15 protein-coding genes, 1 tRNA gene and 1 pseudogene are annotated in these 16,777 nt (G+C 35.7%); 11 read left to right on the top strand and 6 right to left on the bottom strand.

The annotated features are described in order from the left end of the window. Positions 1 to 110 precede the first annotated feature (110 nt). From ORI89_RS10900 to ORI89_RS10910, 3 genes are all read right to left on the bottom strand, one after another. Positions 111 to 1,442 (bottom strand): OmpA family protein, encoded by a 1,332-nt coding sequence (locus ORI89_RS10900; protein WP_268230512.1) that lies wholly within the window; start codon positions 1,440 to 1,442, stop codon positions 111 to 113. A 222-nt stretch (positions 1,443 to 1,664) separates the two neighbouring features. Next, positions 1,665 to 2,531 carry a universal stress protein gene (locus tag ORI89_RS10905; protein ID WP_268230513.1) on the bottom strand — a complete coding sequence of 289 codons (867 nt, stop codon included), beginning with the start codon at positions 2,529 to 2,531 and terminating at the stop codon, positions 1,665 to 1,667. A gap of 87 nt (positions 2,532 to 2,618) precedes the next feature. Continuing rightward, positions 2,619 to 3,461, bottom strand: coding sequence for a universal stress protein (locus ORI89_RS10910; RefSeq protein WP_268230514.1), 843 nt, complete (start codon positions 3,459 to 3,461; stop codon positions 2,619 to 2,621). 305 nt (positions 3,462 to 3,766) lie between these two features. Between ORI89_RS10910 and alaS the strand changes: the two genes are divergently transcribed. The 4 genes and pseudogenes from alaS to ORI89_RS10930 all read left to right on the top strand — a co-directional run. Then, positions 3,767 to 6,388, top strand: coding sequence for an alanine--tRNA ligase (gene alaS / locus ORI89_RS10915; protein WP_268230515.1), 2,622 nt, complete (start codon positions 3,767 to 3,769; stop codon positions 6,386 to 6,388). Further along, positions 6,385 to 7,482, top strand: coding sequence for a TlpA disulfide reductase family protein (locus ORI89_RS10920; protein ID WP_268230516.1), 1,098 nt, complete (start codon positions 6,385 to 6,387; stop codon positions 7,480 to 7,482). The genes alaS and ORI89_RS10920 overlap by 4 nt, the downstream gene beginning before the upstream one ends. Positions 7,483 to 7,577: 95 nt before the next feature. Then, the gene (locus ORI89_RS10925) at positions 7,578 to 8,267 is read left to right on the top strand and encodes a response regulator transcription factor (RefSeq protein WP_268230517.1); all 690 of its coding nucleotides are present in this window, start codon (positions 7,578 to 7,580) and stop codon (positions 8,265 to 8,267) included. A gap of 154 nt (positions 8,268 to 8,421) precedes the next feature. Next, positions 8,422 to 8,760 (top strand): annotated as a pseudogene (locus tag ORI89_RS10930) (heavy metal translocating P-type ATPase); the annotation flags it as partial. Between the two features lie 318 nt (positions 8,761 to 9,078). Here the strand turns inward: ORI89_RS10930 and ORI89_RS10935 are convergent. Together ORI89_RS10935 and ORI89_RS10940 are read right to left on the bottom strand one after the other, a co-directional pair. Further along, a tRNA-Leu gene (locus ORI89_RS10935) sits at positions 9,079 to 9,160 on the bottom strand. Between the two features lie 371 nt (positions 9,161 to 9,531). Continuing rightward, complete coding sequence (locus ORI89_RS10940) at positions 9,532 to 10,116, bottom strand: NUDIX hydrolase (RefSeq protein WP_268230518.1); 585 nt, start codon at positions 10,114 to 10,116, stop codon at positions 9,532 to 9,534. Between the two features lie 22 nt (positions 10,117 to 10,138). Here ORI89_RS10940 and pyrE point away from each other — a divergent pair, with 22 nt between their 5' ends. The 6 genes from pyrE to ORI89_RS10970 all read left to right on the top strand — a co-directional run bounded on the left by pyrE (position 10,139) and on the right by ORI89_RS10970 (position 14,653). Continuing rightward, positions 10,139 to 10,783: an orotate phosphoribosyltransferase gene (gene pyrE / locus ORI89_RS10945; protein ID WP_268230519.1), complete on the top strand. Its 645-nt coding sequence runs from the start codon at positions 10,139 to 10,141 to the stop codon at positions 10,781 to 10,783. 20 nt (positions 10,784 to 10,803) lie between these two features. Continuing rightward, positions 10,804 to 11,202 (top strand): SRPBCC family protein, encoded by a 399-nt coding sequence (locus ORI89_RS10950; RefSeq protein WP_268230520.1) that lies wholly within the window; start codon positions 10,804 to 10,806, stop codon positions 11,200 to 11,202. Between the two features lie 221 nt (positions 11,203 to 11,423). Then, positions 11,424 to 12,371 (top strand): 3'-5' exonuclease, encoded by a 948-nt coding sequence (locus tag ORI89_RS10955; RefSeq protein ID WP_268230521.1) that lies wholly within the window; start codon positions 11,424 to 11,426, stop codon positions 12,369 to 12,371. A 16-nt stretch (positions 12,372 to 12,387) separates the two neighbouring features. Beyond that, a complete protein-coding gene (trxB, locus tag ORI89_RS10960) occupies positions 12,388 to 13,353 on the top strand; it encodes a thioredoxin-disulfide reductase (RefSeq protein WP_268230522.1) in 966 nt (321 codons plus the stop codon). Between the two features lie 150 nt (positions 13,354 to 13,503). Continuing rightward, positions 13,504 to 14,007, top strand: a complete 504-nt coding sequence (locus tag ORI89_RS10965; RefSeq protein WP_268230523.1) for an RNA polymerase sigma factor — start codon at positions 13,504 to 13,506, stop codon at positions 14,005 to 14,007. After that, on the top strand, positions 13,997 to 14,653 hold the full coding sequence (locus tag ORI89_RS10970; RefSeq protein ID WP_268230524.1) for a hypothetical protein: 657 nt from the start codon (positions 13,997 to 13,999) through the stop codon (positions 14,651 to 14,653). The genes ORI89_RS10965 and ORI89_RS10970 overlap by 11 nt, the downstream gene beginning before the upstream one ends. Before the next feature lie 14 nt (positions 14,654 to 14,667). Here ORI89_RS10970 and ORI89_RS10975 read toward each other — a convergent pair whose 3' ends face one another. Further along, positions 14,668 to 15,459, bottom strand: a complete 792-nt coding sequence (locus ORI89_RS10975) for a Cof-type HAD-IIB family hydrolase (RefSeq protein ID WP_268230525.1) — start codon at positions 15,457 to 15,459, stop codon at positions 14,668 to 14,670. A gap of 139 nt (positions 15,460 to 15,598) precedes the next feature. Between ORI89_RS10975 and ORI89_RS10980 the strand changes: the two genes are divergently transcribed. Then, positions 15,599 to 16,777: a class I SAM-dependent methyltransferase gene (locus ORI89_RS10980; RefSeq protein WP_268230526.1), complete on the top strand. Its 1,179-nt coding sequence runs from the start codon at positions 15,599 to 15,601 to the stop codon at positions 16,775 to 16,777.

The raw sequence follows: 16,777 nt of genomic DNA on the forward strand, positions 1-16,777 counted from the left end.
TGGTAATGTAGTGGAAAACATAAAAAGGTTCGAATTAATTTTAATTCGAACCTTTTTTCGCAATACGAGTATTTGTTGATTACTACTCGGAGGCTAGGATATTAGTTTTATTAATACAAAGTAAATTCTACGCGGCGGTTGGCCTGACGTCCCTCTGCCGTGCCATTTGTAGCGATGGGCTGGTTGGGTCCGTAGCCTGTGGCTTCGATGCGGGATGCATTAGCTCCTTTAGATACTAAGTAAGATTTTACAGATTCTGCACGTTCTTTAGAGAGGCGTAGATTTGTTGACATCGATCCCGTATTGTCTGTATGACCTGCTAGTTTTAGGCTGAAGTTTTTCTCAATTAATAAAGCTGCTACACGATCTAAAGATGTAAATGAGGATGAACGAATTGTTGCTTTTCCTAAATCGAATTCTAGATTTTTAATTGCTTCATCTACTACCTTTTTATCTTCTTCTGTTACGACGATTTTTTCGATAACTTTAGTTTCTACTTTCACTTCTGGTAATGGACAGCCTGAACCGTCAACTTTTGTTCCTGCGGGTGTGTCCGGGCATTTATCATATTTATTGGCTACACCATCTCCATCATCGTCTTTTAGCTCTTCGTAAAGATTGTCGATATCTGACTTTAAAGCTTGATTTGCAGCAACTAGTCGATCTCTTTCTGCTTTTAGCTCATCGTATTTAGCTGTGTAGTCATTTACCAATGTTGCAACAGGGTTAGAGTTGGCTAACGCAGGTTTTGTTTTATTACCTAAAGCAAACTCAATACCAGCGTGTGCGTAAGAGAAAAGGTCGTTTTTGTATTGTCCTTGAGGTTTTCCGTCAAAATCTTGATTTGCCCAGTTAAGCTGGTAGCCTAAATCAATATTAATGTCATTGGTAACAGCGAATTTTAAGCCAAAATCAAGAGGGACATATAGTTTTGTTTTCTTATCAGCTTTGTTATTCGTGTTGTTTATTGTTGTGGTAGTTTCGAAATTCATAGCCCCTAAACCTAATGCAGCATACGGTTTTATGACACTATTGAAGAATCGCCAGTTGGCGTTTGCCATAGTCCATTCGGCCGATAATGCAAGAGACCAAGGAACTTTAGTTTCAAATGCACTAATTTGCGTATCGGAAGGGTTCCTGTATTTTCCTCCAACTTTGCCACCTAGGTATTGTGCTTTAATACCAAAAGAAGGAGCAACTTGTTTTTTTACGTAAGCACTGTATCCTAGATTATGATCTAATTTATTAAAACCATCTCTATTGAATCCGAAAATATTAGTTTGATTTAATACCCCAGCGTTTACTCCGATAGACCATGTGCGATATTGTGTTTCGCTACCAAAAGGAGTGGTTCCTTGAATGCTTGATTTGTCTTGTGCATTTAAGGAGGTTGTCAGTAGGCCAGCTGCTACTATGAACGTAAATTTGTTGAAACTTCTCATTTTTGAATGTTTTGTTTTCGAAAATAATTTGATGCCAAAGTTAGACTATTGTTAAAATGTACCCTGTAGTACTTGAGCTACATAATTGCTAAAGTGTTTTTATGGCTTTTTATTAACAAATTGTGTCTTATTCTTTTTATTAAAGTTCTTTTTTTCGTTTTACTAGAGTTGCTTTACATCGATTGTTTAAAAAAATGATGCAAAGGTTATTGTGATTCATGATTATTTTTTTGGATAAACTCGGGCAAATAGTGTAGGAACAAATAGGTTGTAAGCCACTTTTTTTACGATATTTTCTTCTATAAGTTTTCTAAATATACTTTTTCTACTTTTAGTAATAAGTAGAATGTCTATTTGTTCGTCAATTAACACATTTGAAATAGCATGAGATACGTTTTCGGCAGAGCGATTATATAGCATTTGAGATTTAACAGTATATGAGATGTTGTCTATACCTGTTTTCTCAATGATAGTTTCAATCCATGCCCTAAACTCGGTGTCTATGTCTTGGATGTCACGATCGTCTTTATTTACATGTATTAGGACGAGTTCAAAGTCATTTCCTATAAGTGTAATTGCTTGTTGAAGGGCATCTATTTCTGCGATTTTAAAATTACATAATAGAGCTACACGATCTTTTTTGAAATTTTCTGTTTCTCCAGGTATAGCAAGAACTGGTGTTTTTGCATTTGCAATTACATCATATGTATTACTTCCTATAAATATAGCTTCTAAGCCAGATGCCCCTTTTGTGCCCATTAATACAGCATCGTATGGGAATGATGCTGTTGCTTTACTCACCTCCTCGTATAGGTTACCATGTTGATAGTATGTATTTGTTTTTATTTCTGGGTAGCGAAGTTTCAAATCTTCTTGAAGGATTAACATTTTTGTCTCTATTTTTTTTATTTCAGGCCCTAATATTTCAGAGCTGACCTGGTGATTTGCATAGAGGTTAGAATGATTTATAAAAACGTACAGCAAATCTATTTCGTGTTTGCTGTTGTTTTTTTGGATCATTTGGCACGCATAGTTAGTAGCGCATTGAGAATATTCGGAAAAATCAATTGGGATAAGAATTTTTTTCATAGTCTTGTGTTATTCGTGAGTTTAGAAACTCATTTTATTTTATGCCGAACAGAAATATCTAATATTACTTTATGCTATATTGCTAATTTAAATCGACTTGCCGAAAAAGGCAGGTTTTTTTAATTCTAGCGCCATTGCTTTAGAAACTGAATTTGAAAATAGTCGTTGGAAAAAAGTTTTTCTGCTTTTCGAAACTAAAATCATATTTAACTCATTTGTTTCTGTGAGATGCTTGATTACCTCTGGAATACTGTCTTTATTTTTATCGTCTTTTACAAGAGGTGCTGTTAGTATATTTGTATTGGTAACTAATGGGAACTCCTGAATATTAAACAACCAACTTTTTAGTCTTGATTGTATATCCTCATTGTTTTCATGAACATGAATTAAATGTAATGCAATTGCTTCTTGATAGATGTTTAAAAACTCACGCAATGTAAGAAGTTCTTCTTCTTTAAAATTGGTTAATAGACCTACATTTTTAATTTCTGCATATTGACGTGTGTTGGGGACTGCTATAACAGGTATGGGTGATTTAGCGATAACTGATGACGTGTTGCTACCCCAGAAGATGTTTTTATTTGCAGAACTACCCGTGGTACCCATAACGATTGCGAGATATTGTGTTTCTTTCGCTTCATGCACTAATCTCTCTGAAATCAAACCTCGTTTGTTTTCTTGTGTAATATTAACGGTAGGGTATTCTTGTTTTAATAGCTCAACCCATTTTAAAATCGTTAAATCAGCTTTTAATATATCGGGCTGTGTTGTTTCGATTTTTAAATCGTTTTCGCTGAACCCTGAAGAGTTAACTGTGTAGTAGTGTAATATATGTAAGGTATACCCTTGTCTTTGACATAAATCGGCAGCATATTTTGCTGCTAGGAGTGCATTTTCCGAAAAATCGGTAGGCACTAATATTTTTTTCATAAAGCACAATGATTGTTGTTTAAAATTACAAAATATTTGTTGTAATAGAACATGTATTTATATTTAAGTTTAAGATATTTTGATTTTTTAATCATTAATTGTCTGGGTTGTTATACTTTTTGGTGAAAAGGTTAGGGTGTTTTTACTGAGAATCTATTCTTTTTGTGTGTAAAAAGCTTTACTAATGTCATAATGTCTTTTTTAATGTACTGTTTTAGAGTTTTAGCTGAACTGGTATTCGGTTTTTAATTGTTTGAAATTACATTTTTGAGTAAGTTTGCAATTCGAAAAATAGTATAAAATCCATGACTAGTAAAGATATACGTGACGCTTTTTTAACTTTCTTTAAGAATAAGTCCCATCAAATAGTTCCTTCTGCACCAGTTGTAGTGAAGAATGACCCTACACTTATGTTTACAAATGCGGGAATGAATCAATTTAAAGATTTATTCTTAGGTGAGACAGAAGCGAAATATTCTCGAGTTGCCGATACCCAGCGATGTTTACGAGTTTCGGGAAAGCATAATGATTTGGATGAAGTCGGAATTGATACTTATCATCATACTTTGTTTGAGATGTTGGGGAACTGGTCTTTTGGTGATTATTTTAAAGAAGAAGCTATAGCGTGGGCTTGGGAGTTGTTAACTGAGGTTTATAAGTTAGATCCAGACCGTCTTTATGTGACCATATTTGAGGGAGATAATGATGAAGGGTTGGAGCGTGATATGGAAGCTTTTGATTTTTGGAAAAAGCATATCGCTGAAGGTCGTATTCTTTTAGGTAATAAAGCTGATAACTTTTGGGAGATGGGAGAGACAGGCCCTTGCGGCCCGTGCTCTGAAATCCATTATGATATGAGATCGGAAGAGGAGCGTAAGGAGGTGTCTGGTGATAGCCTTGTTAATGCTGACCATCCACAGGTTGTAGAAGTCTGGAATTTGGTATTTATGCAGTTTAATCGACTTAAGAGTGGTAAGTTAGAATCTTTACCAGCTAAGCATGTGGATACAGGGATGGGGTTCGAGCGATTAGTGCGTGCTGTACAGGGAAAGACATCGAACTATGATACAGATGTATTTCAGCCGATTATTGCATTCATTTCGGAACGATGTGGAATTGAGTACGGTGCAGACGAAAAAACTGATATAGCAATGCGAGTTTTAGCAGATCATATTCGTGCAGTAAGTTTTACTATTGCGGATGGACAGCTTCCATCTAATAATAAAGCTGGATATGTTATTCGTCGTATTTTGCGAAGAGCGGTTCGTTATGCTTATACCTTTTTAGGATTTAAAACACCATTTATTAACGAGTTGGTTCCGCTTTTAGCTAAACAGTTTGAAGGTATATTTGATGAACTGATTAAACAGCAGAGTTTTGTTCAAAAAGTTGTTTTGGAGGAAGAGGTTTCTTTTTTACGGACACTTACTACGGGTATTCAACGATTTGAAAATTATGCGTTGGAGCATAAGGAAATCAGTGGCGATTTTGCATTTGAACTGTTTGATACTTATGGTTTTCCAATTGATTTAACGGCACTTTTGTCGAGAGAGAAAGGATTAAGTGTTGATATGAGCGGTTTTCAAGACGCTCTAGATATCCAAAAAGAACGTTCGAGAGCTGCAACAGCTATAGACACAGGTGATTGGGTCCTAGTTGGAGAAGATGAAGAAACAACGTTTGTGGGGTATGATTTTTTAGAAGCCAATACACGAATAGTTAAATATAGAAAAGTTAGTGCTAAAGGTAAAGATCAGTATCAGCTGGTGTTGTCTGTGACTCCATTTTATGCAGAAGGAGGAGGGCAGGTTGGAGATGTCGGTCAATTAATATCTGAGGCTAATGAAAAAGTGTATATAACAGATACGAAGAAAGAAAATGGGTTGATCGTTCATTTTGTTCAAGAATTACCTCCTGTATTAATTGGTGAGTTCAAAGCTGTTGTTGATGGTAATAAACGTACTGATACAGCGTGTAACCATTCGGCAACGCATCTTTTACATGCAGCTTTAAAACAAGTATTAGGAGAGCATGTTAATCAAAAGGGGTCGCTAGTTAGTCCTAATCTTTTGAGATTTGATGTCTCTCATTTCTCAAAGATAACATACGATGAGATTAAAGAGGTGGAAGATATTGTTAATGCCAAAATTAGGGCTGGTGTGTTATTGAAGGACGAGCGAGATATACCTTATGATGTTGCTATCGAATCAGGGGTTACAGCTCTTTTTGGAGAGAAATATGGTGATTTTGTTCGTGTTGTCACCTTCGATGACACGTTTTCTAAAGAGCTTTGTGGGGGTACGCATGTACGATCTACCAGTGAGATAGGATTTTTTAAAATTACGGCTGAGTCCGCTGTTGCGGCAGGTGTACGTAGAATAGAAGCTATTACTGGCAGACAAGCGTATGCGGTTGTTAGGGAGCAATTTGAGGTTGTTGATAAACTGCGAGATTTGATGAACAATCCGAAAGACTTTGTCTCATCAGTTGGTAAGCTTATCGAAGAAAATAGTGAGTTGAGAAAAGAGGTTGAGCATAGTATACAGCAGCAATCGCTAGCTTTGAAAAATGAACTGATGTCTAAAATTGAGCAGGTCGGGGATATTAGTTTTTTAGCAATGAAGGTTGATTTACCCCATGCTGATGCAGTAAAAACTTTAGCTTATGCTTTAAAAGGAGCTGGAAGCAATATGTTTATTGTTTTAGGTGCTGATTTTGCTGGTAAACCAAGTTTGACGGTAGCTATTTCAGATGAATTGGCTAAAAACAAAGGTTTGAATGCTGGTGCTATAGTGAAAGATCTTGCTAAAGACATTCAAGGTGGAGGGGGGGGGCAGCCCTTTTTCGCAACGGCAGGAGGTAAGTTGAGTGCTGGTTTATCAAAAGCTCTTGGAAGAGCTAAGGGTTTCTTAAATAAAGAATCATGAGGAAGTTATTTAGTACAATATTCATATTAAGTTTGTTGTCGTTTGCAAGCTGTTCAAATAAAGAAGTGATTCATATTTCTGGAGAGATTGAAAACCCAGGAAATATTAAAGTTGTTTCATTTTATGAGGGAGATAGAAAATTAGACTCTGTTTACCTTGCTGATGGAAACAGGTTTAAGTTTGAACGTGTTGCGACACAACCACGCTTATTATCCATGCGAGTTGGTAATAATAGTTATCCCTTAATACTTTCTCCGGGAGAGAAGTTGAGTTTTGTAGCTGATATGTTTGAACCGGAGGCGTATGTTGTTAATGGCTCGGACCTGTCTAAAGCTTTACAGGAATTCGCTCCTTTTAAAAGACGGGAAGAAGCGGTAAGTGATTCTTTACAAGGAGAGTTTGCAAGGGCTACAAGGGATAAGACTGCAGAAGAGGTTGAGAGCTTACGGTTTGATTTTTTGACTGAATATAAGTCTAAATTATCATTGTATACAGAACAGGCTGTTTCTTTTGCAGATAAACATAAAAATTTGGCAGGTTTTTATGCCATGAGCACTTTAGATCCTGAGGTTGCTGAACAAGAGCTTATTTTTTATGCAGAAGAGATTAGTAACAAGTTTTTGGAAAATCAATACGTTACTCAATTTAAGGAGGAGATAGGGAAACTCAAAAAGCTTGCTGTCGGCCAGGAAGCTCCTGAAATAATTTCTTTCACTCCAAGTAATCAGACAGTAAAATTATCGGACTTTAAAGGGAAATATACGCTCGTTGATTTTTGGGCATCATGGTGTGGACCTTGTCGGCAGGAGAATCCTAATATTGTAAAGCAATACCAACGTTTTAGAGACAAAGGGTTTACGGTTCTAGGTGTTTCACTGGATAATAATCCGGGTAGTTGGATGCGTGCCATAGAAGATGATAAATTAGACTGGACTCAAGTTTCCGATTTGCAGGCCTGGAGCTCAGATTTAGTTGCATCTTACCGCATTAAAGCCATTCCTACTTCTTACTTGCTTGATCCCGACGGTAAAATACTAGCAAAAAACTTGCGTGGGAAAGAATTGGAGCACTTTTTAAATAAAATTTTTAATTAAAATTTATGTTTAGGTATTGTTAAGTGTTAATGATATAGTAACATAAATTTAACTTCAAATTACTATTAAGTGCATAATTTAGCAAAAAAACAGACATGAGTGCTAAACAAAAGATACTAGTAGTTGATGACGAACGTGATATTGTAGAATTGATATCTTATAACCTGACTAAAGAAGGTTATCAAGTATATCAGGCCTTTAATGGTAAAGAAGGTATTGAAATGGCTAAACAGGTTAATCCTGATTTGATCATTTTAGATGTTATGATGCCGCAAATGGATGGTATTGAAGCTTGTCGTTTGATGAGAGCTATGCCTGAGTTTAAGAGTACCTTTATGGTTTTTCTTACCGCAAGAAGTGAAGAGTATTCTGAAATAGCTGGTTTTAACGTTGGAGCTGACGATTACATTGCTAAGCCTATCAAACCTCGAGCATTAATGAGTAGGATTAATGCTATATTAAGAAGGAATGTTGTTGAAAGTGAGGTTCCTGTTGAAGATAAATTAGAAATTTTAGATCTAGTTATATGTCGTGACTCTTTTTTAGTTTATAGAGGAGATGAGAAAATAACTTTGGCGAAGAAGGAATTTGAACTTTTATATTTGTTAGCATCTCGACCTAATAAGGTATTTACTAGAGAGCAGATATTAAAAGCAATTTGGGAAGATTCTGTTGTGGTTACGAATAGAACCATTGATGTACATATTCGTAAACTGCGAGAAAAAATAGGGGAAAATTATGTCTACACAGTTAAAGGTGTGGGGTATAAGTTTGAGTTAGATTAATTAGTTTTATATATCAAGTAGAAATGCTTATTACCTTTGCGGTGATAAGCATTTTTTATTTGTGTTCCTTTTCGTGGCAAAACTATTTAGAGACTTTTTATCGATTAGTATACTATGTTTTTTTGGTGAACAAAATACTGATTGATCTGTTAATGTGATATTTGTAGGTGATGGTGTGAATGATGCGCCAGTTGTTGCACTTTCTGATATGGGTATTGCTATGGGAGGATTAGGGAGTGATGCTACTATAGAAACTGCAGATGTCGTGATTCAAGATGATAATCCTGCTAAAATCGCAAGTGCAATTTTGATAGGCAAGAAAACAAAAAGTATAGTATGGCAAAATATTATACTAGCTTTTGTAGTGAAGACGATTGTTTTAGTTTTAGGTGCGGGAGGGTTGGCTACGATGTGGGAAGCTGTGTTTGCAGATTTTGGGGTTGCACTATTAGCTATATTAAACGCTGTACGTATTCAGAACACAAGGTTTTGAGATGGTGAAAATATTTAATTTATAAGGAGCTTGCTAAGCGTGCTTGTTTTTCTCCTCCAGGTGGATGTGGAGCTCTTGTTGCTCCTGGAGAACCTCGATGATATCAAAATAGTCTAACAGCCCCTCGGGCATCAATAAGGAAAGTAGTCGGCGTTAAGCGTCTTGCAAAATAGTATGAATTTAGATCGCTAAAATAGGTATTTATTTAAATACCCCCCCAAAACTTTCAGATTGATCCTCTAGATGTTTTTGAATTGTCGTTAAGTTCTATTGGTGTGCCAAAAAAACGAGGTTTTGTATGAACAAAACCTCGTCTAGTACCCAGCGCCGGAATCGAACCGGCACATCCGAAGATATTGGTGTTTGAGACCAACGCGTCTACCAGTTCCGCCAGCTGGGCATGCTGTTGCGTCATTGTTGACGATGCAAATATAGGAGTAGTTTAATCTTTTTCAAAAATAAAATCAATGTTTTTTTGAATAGACTGATTTTTAGGTGTTTTAATTTTTTATACAAGACTTATAAAATGTCTACTCTTTAATCATATCTTTATCCTAAAATTAGTTTAACACTATTTAACTGCTTGTTTATTAAACTTTTGTGCTGCTTGTTGTTCTATGTTTTGTGATTGCGTACATTGAATGTTTTTTATAGAATAGAAATAGGGAAAATCAACAATATAATTACTGCTGATAAGCTGGAGTTTATACTAATAGTTTGTTTATTATGTTTAGTTTAAAGGAAGGGATGAATCCCTTCCTTCTTAAGGAACTATACTTTTTTTAATATATCAGCGATTAATGGGTAAGTGTTTTTTAGTACTTTTTGGAAGTCTGATTTTTTTAACCATTTAGCTTTTGTAATATCTTCTTCCAATTGTGGAATGAGTTTAGGAGCATCATTGACCCCCATTTCATACCAATTTGTTTGTTTCAAAACTAATTTGTCACCAACTTGGTATGTGTGATAGGTGGTGGTAAGTTTAGGACCTAAATAATTAATTTTAAGTCCACATTCTTCCTCTACCTCTCGTATAGCAGCTTCACGCATTTTTTCTCCATTTTCTACTTTACCTTTTGGTAAGTCCCATTTTCCCAGCCTTTCGATAAAAAGATAATCGCCATCCCCGTTTTTGACAAGGCCTCCTGCGGCTTTGATAATATGGCTGTTTTGTATTAGGGAATCAAAAACTTTATCCACTTCTGGGTGTATATATAGGTGGATTATTTCTTTGGTAACTTTCTGTTGAGAAGCTTTAAAAAGTTTATACAGATCAAGGTCTTGTAAACCAATTGTTTGTACGTTTTGTGTGTTTTTAATGATGAAATCTGCTAAAATAAGCTGAGATTCGTTCATATAAATTTTATAAATTTGTGGCATGAATAATTTAAATGAGGTTGAACAAAAAATTGCTGAATCTTTATTGCAAATTAAAGCAATAAAATTACAACCTAAAAACCCTTTTACTTGGGCGTCGGGTTGGAAGTCTCCGATTTATTGTGATAATCGTATTACCTTATCGCATCCAGCTATCCGTACGTATATTCGTCAAAATCTTGCAGAGTTGATTCATGACGAGTTCGGTTCAGTTGAAATGATATCTGGTGTAGCAACGGCTGGAATTCCTCAAGGTGTATTGGTTGCGCAAGATTTAGGCTTGCCGTTTACTTATGTTCGCAGTAGTGCAAAAGGGCATGGGCGTCAAAACTTAATTGAAGGGGAGGTTATCAGTGGTCAACGTGTGGTTGTTATTGAGGATTTAGTTTCTACTGGAAAAAGTAGTTTACAGGCTGTTGAAGCTCTTCGTGAGGCGGGTTGTACAGTAGTAGGGTTAGTTTGCATTTTCACCTATGGCTTTGATGTCGCAGCAGAGAACTTTGCAGAAGCTAAGTGTCCTATATACAGTTTGTGTGATTATGAGTCACTTATCAAGGTTGCTGTAAAGAATAGTTATGTTTTAGAATCAGAGGTTTCTCTGTTAGAGCAATGGCGTAGAGATCCGGCGAACTGGTCAGGTGAGTAATCAATAAATAAACTTAGCTTATGACTATTATTCAAGATCAAAACGTTATTCATAAACCAATTAATGAAGTTTATGAATTTTTAGCTGATTTGAACAATCATGAACAATTGATGCCGACGAATATTTATAATTGGTCATCGACTACTGACGAAGCTCGGTTTACTATACAAAACATGGCTAAGTTAGCTTTGAAGGTAAATGAAAGGGTAGAAAATAAAGAAATTGTTTGTGTGCCATCCGAAGAGGCACCCTTTTCGGTTACTTTGAGATGGAAGCTTGAAGAGAAGTCAGAAGAAGAGACTGAGGCTACTTTTGTGATTGAGGCCGAATTGAATATGATGATGAAGATGCTAGCATCTGGCCCATTAAAAAAGTTGGTTGAACATCAGGTCAGTGCTTTGAAAGAAGCATTAGGATAAGAATTAAAAGTATATTAATTATATATAAGGCGAGCTCAGTATTTATGCTGAGCTCGTGTTATTTAGAACCTATGTGCTTTAGAATGTGGGATTATTTGTTACTTAGTTATTTCTATTTTATTTAAAACCTGTGATTAGTGTCATTAATTAGGTAGATAGGTCGTAAGAACGAAAGAGTTTTGTATTTTTGAAGATTAAGTTTACAAACAAACTTTAATTTCATGGAATTACATTTAAAACGGCCTTTGGCTTTTTTTGATCTCGAAACCACGGGAGTAAATATAGCGGTAGATCGTATCGTTGAGATTGCAATTTTAAAAATTTATCCGGGTGGAAAAGAAGAGGTTCTTGCGATGCGTATTAATCCATTGATGCCTATCCCTGCGGAGTCATCTTTGTTTCATGGCATTTTTGATGAAGATGTTAAAGATTTACCTTCTTTTAAAGAGCGGGCTCTTGAGGTCAAGGAGTTTTTAGGAGATGCTGATTTGGCAGGCTATAATTCAAATAAATTTGATGTGCCTATGTTAATGGAAGAATTTATTCGTGCTAGCGTTGATTTCTCATTGGAAGATCGAGCATTTGTAGATGTTCAAAATATCTTTCATCAAATGGAACAACGTACCCTAAAGGCAGCTTATAAATTTTATTGTCATGAAAATTTAGATAATGCGCATACTGCGGAAGCAGATGTGCGTGCAACTTATGAAGTATTGAAAGCGCAACTTAGTAAGTATGATGGAGTGGAGTATGAGGATAAATATGGAGCGATTTCTCGACCTGTTGTCAATGATGTCGAAGCATTACATAAATTCACTAATTTAAGCAACCCCGTAGACTTTGCCGGTCGTTTAGTATATGATGAAGATGGAGATCCTTGTATAAATTTTGGTAAGCACAAAGGTAAAAAGGTGTTAAATGTTTTTGAAACAGAACCTAGTTATTATGCCTGGATGCAGAATGGTGATTTTCCATTGTATACGAAAAAGGTATTAGAAAAATTGTGGAATGAGTATCGTAATACGAAAAAGGTAAAGCGAGAAGAAGAACAGGGAAGTAATTTTCCTAAAAGAGATTTAAATACAAATCGAAAACCAAAATCTAACGAACCTGACAAACCTATCACAAATGATATGTTGCAACAATTGCAGGGGAAGTTTGGCAAATAGATATAATAAATAAGATATGAGTGCTATACAAGAAAATGAACATGTACAATGTTTAATTATCGGTTCGGGGCCGGCAGGCTATACTGCTGCTATATATGCATCTAGAGCTGATTTAAATCCTGTTTTGTATACGGGTATCGTTCCGGGGGGGCAATTAACCACTACGACAGAGGTTGATAATTTTCCGGGGTATCCACAAGGAGTGACGGGGCCGATCATGATGGAAGATTTGAAGACACAAGCAGAGCGTTTCGGTACGGAAGTTCGTTTTGGATATGCTACAAAAGTTAATTTCTCTAAAGATAGTGGTATTGCGCATGAGGTAGAGATTGACGGAAGTAAAACTATTACGGCTGATACTGTTATTATTGCTACTGGAGCTACTGCTAAATATTTAGGGCTGCCATCGGAAGAGAAGTTTAATGGTTTTGGAGTTTCAGCCTGTGCGGTATGTGATGGGTTTTTCTATAAAGGGCAAGATGTTGCTATTGTTGGAGCAGGTGACACAGCTGCTGAAGAAGCTACTTACTTGGCCAAGTTGTGTAAAAAAGTATATATGCTCGTGCGAAGAGATGAATTTAGAGCTTCCAAAGCAATGGTGCATCGTGTAATGAAGACTCCTAATATAGAGATACTTTATAATACTGAAGCTGAAGAAATATTAGGGAATGATTTAGGAGTGAATGGAGTGCGTATTGTAAATAATCAAACAAAGGAAACTAAAGAGCTTGATATCACAGGTTTTTTTGTTGCTATTGGTCATAAGCCGAATACCGAACTTTTTCAAGGGATATTGGATATGGATGAAACAGGGTATTTGATAACAAAGCCAGATAGTACAGCAACTAATATCGAGGGGGTGTTTGCGTGTGGAGATGTTCAAGATCATGTGTACCGTCAAGCTGTTACTGCTGCTGGAACAGGATGTATGGCTGCTTTGGAAGCAGAACGATATTTAGCCGCTAGAAATAGCGGAGAATAATCTTCTTTTATAGATAGATGAAAGGCGGAGCGGTAATAAATTATCACTCCGTTTTTTGTTTAAAAATATTAATTACTTCTAGTTTGTAACGAAATTAAGAGTTGATACACTAATTTGGGTAAAGTTTGATGAATATTACGTTAGAACATTGTGTTTGACAAGCAGCAGGAATTTTTAAGTCAGATTGAAGAGAATAAAGGGATAATTTATAAGATTGCTCGTATGTATATGGATGCTAAAGAGGATCAAGATGATTTGTACCAAGAAATCTGTATTCAGTTATGGCAGTCATATAGTAGCTTTAAGGGGAAAAGTAAGTTTTCTACCTGGATGTACCGTGTTGCACTAAATACTGCTCTAGTCTTTGTGAAACGTGATAAGCGGAGAACAGACCGCTATAGTATTGAAGGTCGCTTTGAGCAGGTAGATGAGCAATATTCTGGAAAAGAGGATGAGCAGATTGCTGTTTTGTATAAGGCTGTTCAAGAATTAAACACTATAGAAAAAGCATTGATTTTTTTGTTTTTAGAAGGACAAAGTCATCAACAGATTGGTGAACATTTGGGGGTTTCTGAAGGTAATGCTCGAATTAGGTTGATGAGAACCAAAAATAAGTTACAGTTGATTGTCAAAAGAATAGGCTATGAATTTTGAGGATTTAAAAAGTAGATGGGCTAAGCAAGATATACATCCAGTCGATTTGACTTCAGAGTTGTCAATTACTCGATGGATGAAAAGGACGAATACAGCAATAGATAAGGTGCGTAAAAATATGCGAAGTGATTTTTGGGGTTGGGCTACTTTAATGCTTCTTATTTTAGGGGCACAAATTATTGCGCCTATATATTTAGATATTCCCTTAATATTTCAGATCATACTGGGATTGTTTTATGTAGTATACTTGGCTATTAGTTTATTTTTTGTTGTTCGTTTTATCCGTTTTTATAGGCAGTCCTATCATTTGGAATACGATTCATATCACAATTTAATGTGGTTTTATTATGAGCTGAGGTATTTTGTAGATTTTTACCATGCATTTACATATGTTTCTTTTACTTTGGGGATGGGATGTGGTTTGGCAATAGGTTTTATAGCTGGATCTATGAAGCTAGATAGAGGACAGGAGACAGTATTTAGTCAATGGGGGGAATGGGTTGGTGGAGTTGGTCTTTTGGTTTTAGCTGCCATTATTGTTTTGATGTGGATTGGTACATATTTTATAGTAAATTTATTATACGGGCGTTATCTCAAACAGATCAAATCAACATTGGACGATCTGCTTGAGACAGGAAATGAATAATACGTATAAGAATATTATGAAATTATCTTGAAGTATTTTAATGCATTTTCGATACCATGACTGTCAACCTCTTCCGTAATGTAATCGGCAATGTTTTTAACTTCTGGATTAGCATTGCCCATAGCTACGCCTATTCCAACGTGTTTGAGCATTGTAATATCATTCCCACCATCGCCAAATGCTAATGTGCTTTCTATGGGAATATTGAAGTGTTTGCAGAAAATATCAATTCCTACTTGTTTACTTTGTCCGAGAGGGTTTACATCTGCAAAAAGAGGCGTCCAACGTGTTGCTATTGAATTGGGCATAACGTTTCGCATGAAAGCTTCCTCCTCTTCAGGGCCAATGAAAATATTCGTTTGTAAAATACTATGTATATCAACATTGTTTACATCCATTAGATTTGGAACAGGTAGGTTGAGTTGAGCATACATTGATTCAACGTCTGGGCTTACATTATGAATACTGATTGCTTTTTCTGACATAAATGAAAAACTTAAAGGTATCTCACCTTTATAGTTTAATACTGCTTGTATATCTTCTGCAGCGATGGCTTTTTTGAAGAGAATTTCGTTTTTATCTGTAACACAATAGCCCCCATTAAAAGTAATAAACCCATCAAAATTTAAATATTTTATATGATCTAAACTATTAATGGACCGGCCTGTAGATACTATTACTTTAATTCCTTTTTCTTGGAGCTGTTTAATCGCTTCTTGTGTAGATTTGGGTACTTGATGTGTTTTGAAACTTACTAGTGTGCCATCTACATCAAAGAAAACGGCTTTTATTGAAGAATTTTGCATAAGGCAAATGTAGTCTTACTTTGGGATATGGGCAAACCAAGGCAACCTATGCTGCGTTTATAGCATTAAATAGAAACGGTTAATTCTCTCGGGCTATGTAAGTATTTGTTATCTTTGCACGTTTAATTTTTTAAGAATTATGGATAAAGTTTCTTCATTTATAGCGCAGTTAAATATAAGTCTAGCTGATAATAGTTTCATTAAATTATCATTAGGAAATTATAAGGGAGCAGTTTCTGAACTGAAGAAGATTTATGTAAAACCGGTAATTATTAAACGTGTTCTTAAACTATCATTTACCTACCGTTTTCAAACCAAGGATGTCGTTAAGAATTTTACTATAGAAGACGGGATAAGTGAAATAGTAGGTACTTTAAAGGCTAATGAATTTCGAGTTGCTACGATGTTTAAAATCAATGAAGACTTGATATTGTCTTACAATAGAGGTGATTGGTCTGTGAAATCTATTGCTGCAACAGCAAAGAAGACAGACTCGTTGAACCATGATAGGCTAAAACAACGTAAACTGGGAAGTTCTGAGAAAAACTATTTGAAGGAGCTTCGGTTAACTGATGAAAACGGAAAGGTATATAAAAATGCACAAGATAAGTGGAAGCAGATAAATCATTATATAGATATTTTGAGTAGTATGTTGGGTAATTTACCTGATAAGGAGAAGTTAAGTGTTGTTGATATGGGAGCTGGTAAGGGATATTTAACTTTTGCGTTGTATGATTATTTGAATAATATTTTGCAAAAGCCGGCTGAGGTAATTGGGGTAGAGTATCGATTAGACTTAGTGGATCTTTGTAATTCAATAGCATTGCGATCGGGGTTTATGGATTTGAACTTTGTTGAAGGAACAATCGAAGCTTTTAAACCGAAAGATCAGATTGATATTTTGATTGCATTGCATGCTTGTGACACGGCTACGGATGATGCGATAAGTAAGGGAATTGAAAATCATGCTGAGTTAATTGTTGTAGCTCCTTGTTGTCATAAACAAGTGCGTAAGCAGATGGAGATCGGTAAAGTGAAAAATGAACTCGACTTTTTAACAAGGCACGGTATTTTTATGGAGAGACAGGCTGAAATGGTGACTGATGGTATGCGCGCATTGATTATGGAGTACTTTGGTTACCAGACTAAGGTTTTTCAATTCGTCTCCGATGCACATACCCCGAAAAATGTGTTAGTGGTAGGTGTAAGAAAGGAAATAGATGATGTTCGTAGATTAAAAATTTTAGAAAAGATAAAGACTACCAAGGCTTATTTCGGATTGGAGTATCATTATTTGGAGAAGTTGATGAACCTTTAA

This window comes from Sphingobacterium sp. UT-1RO-CII-1 (genome assembly GCF_026711005.1).
Classification (GTDB): Bacteria; Bacteroidota; Bacteroidia; order Sphingobacteriales; family Sphingobacteriaceae; genus Sphingobacterium.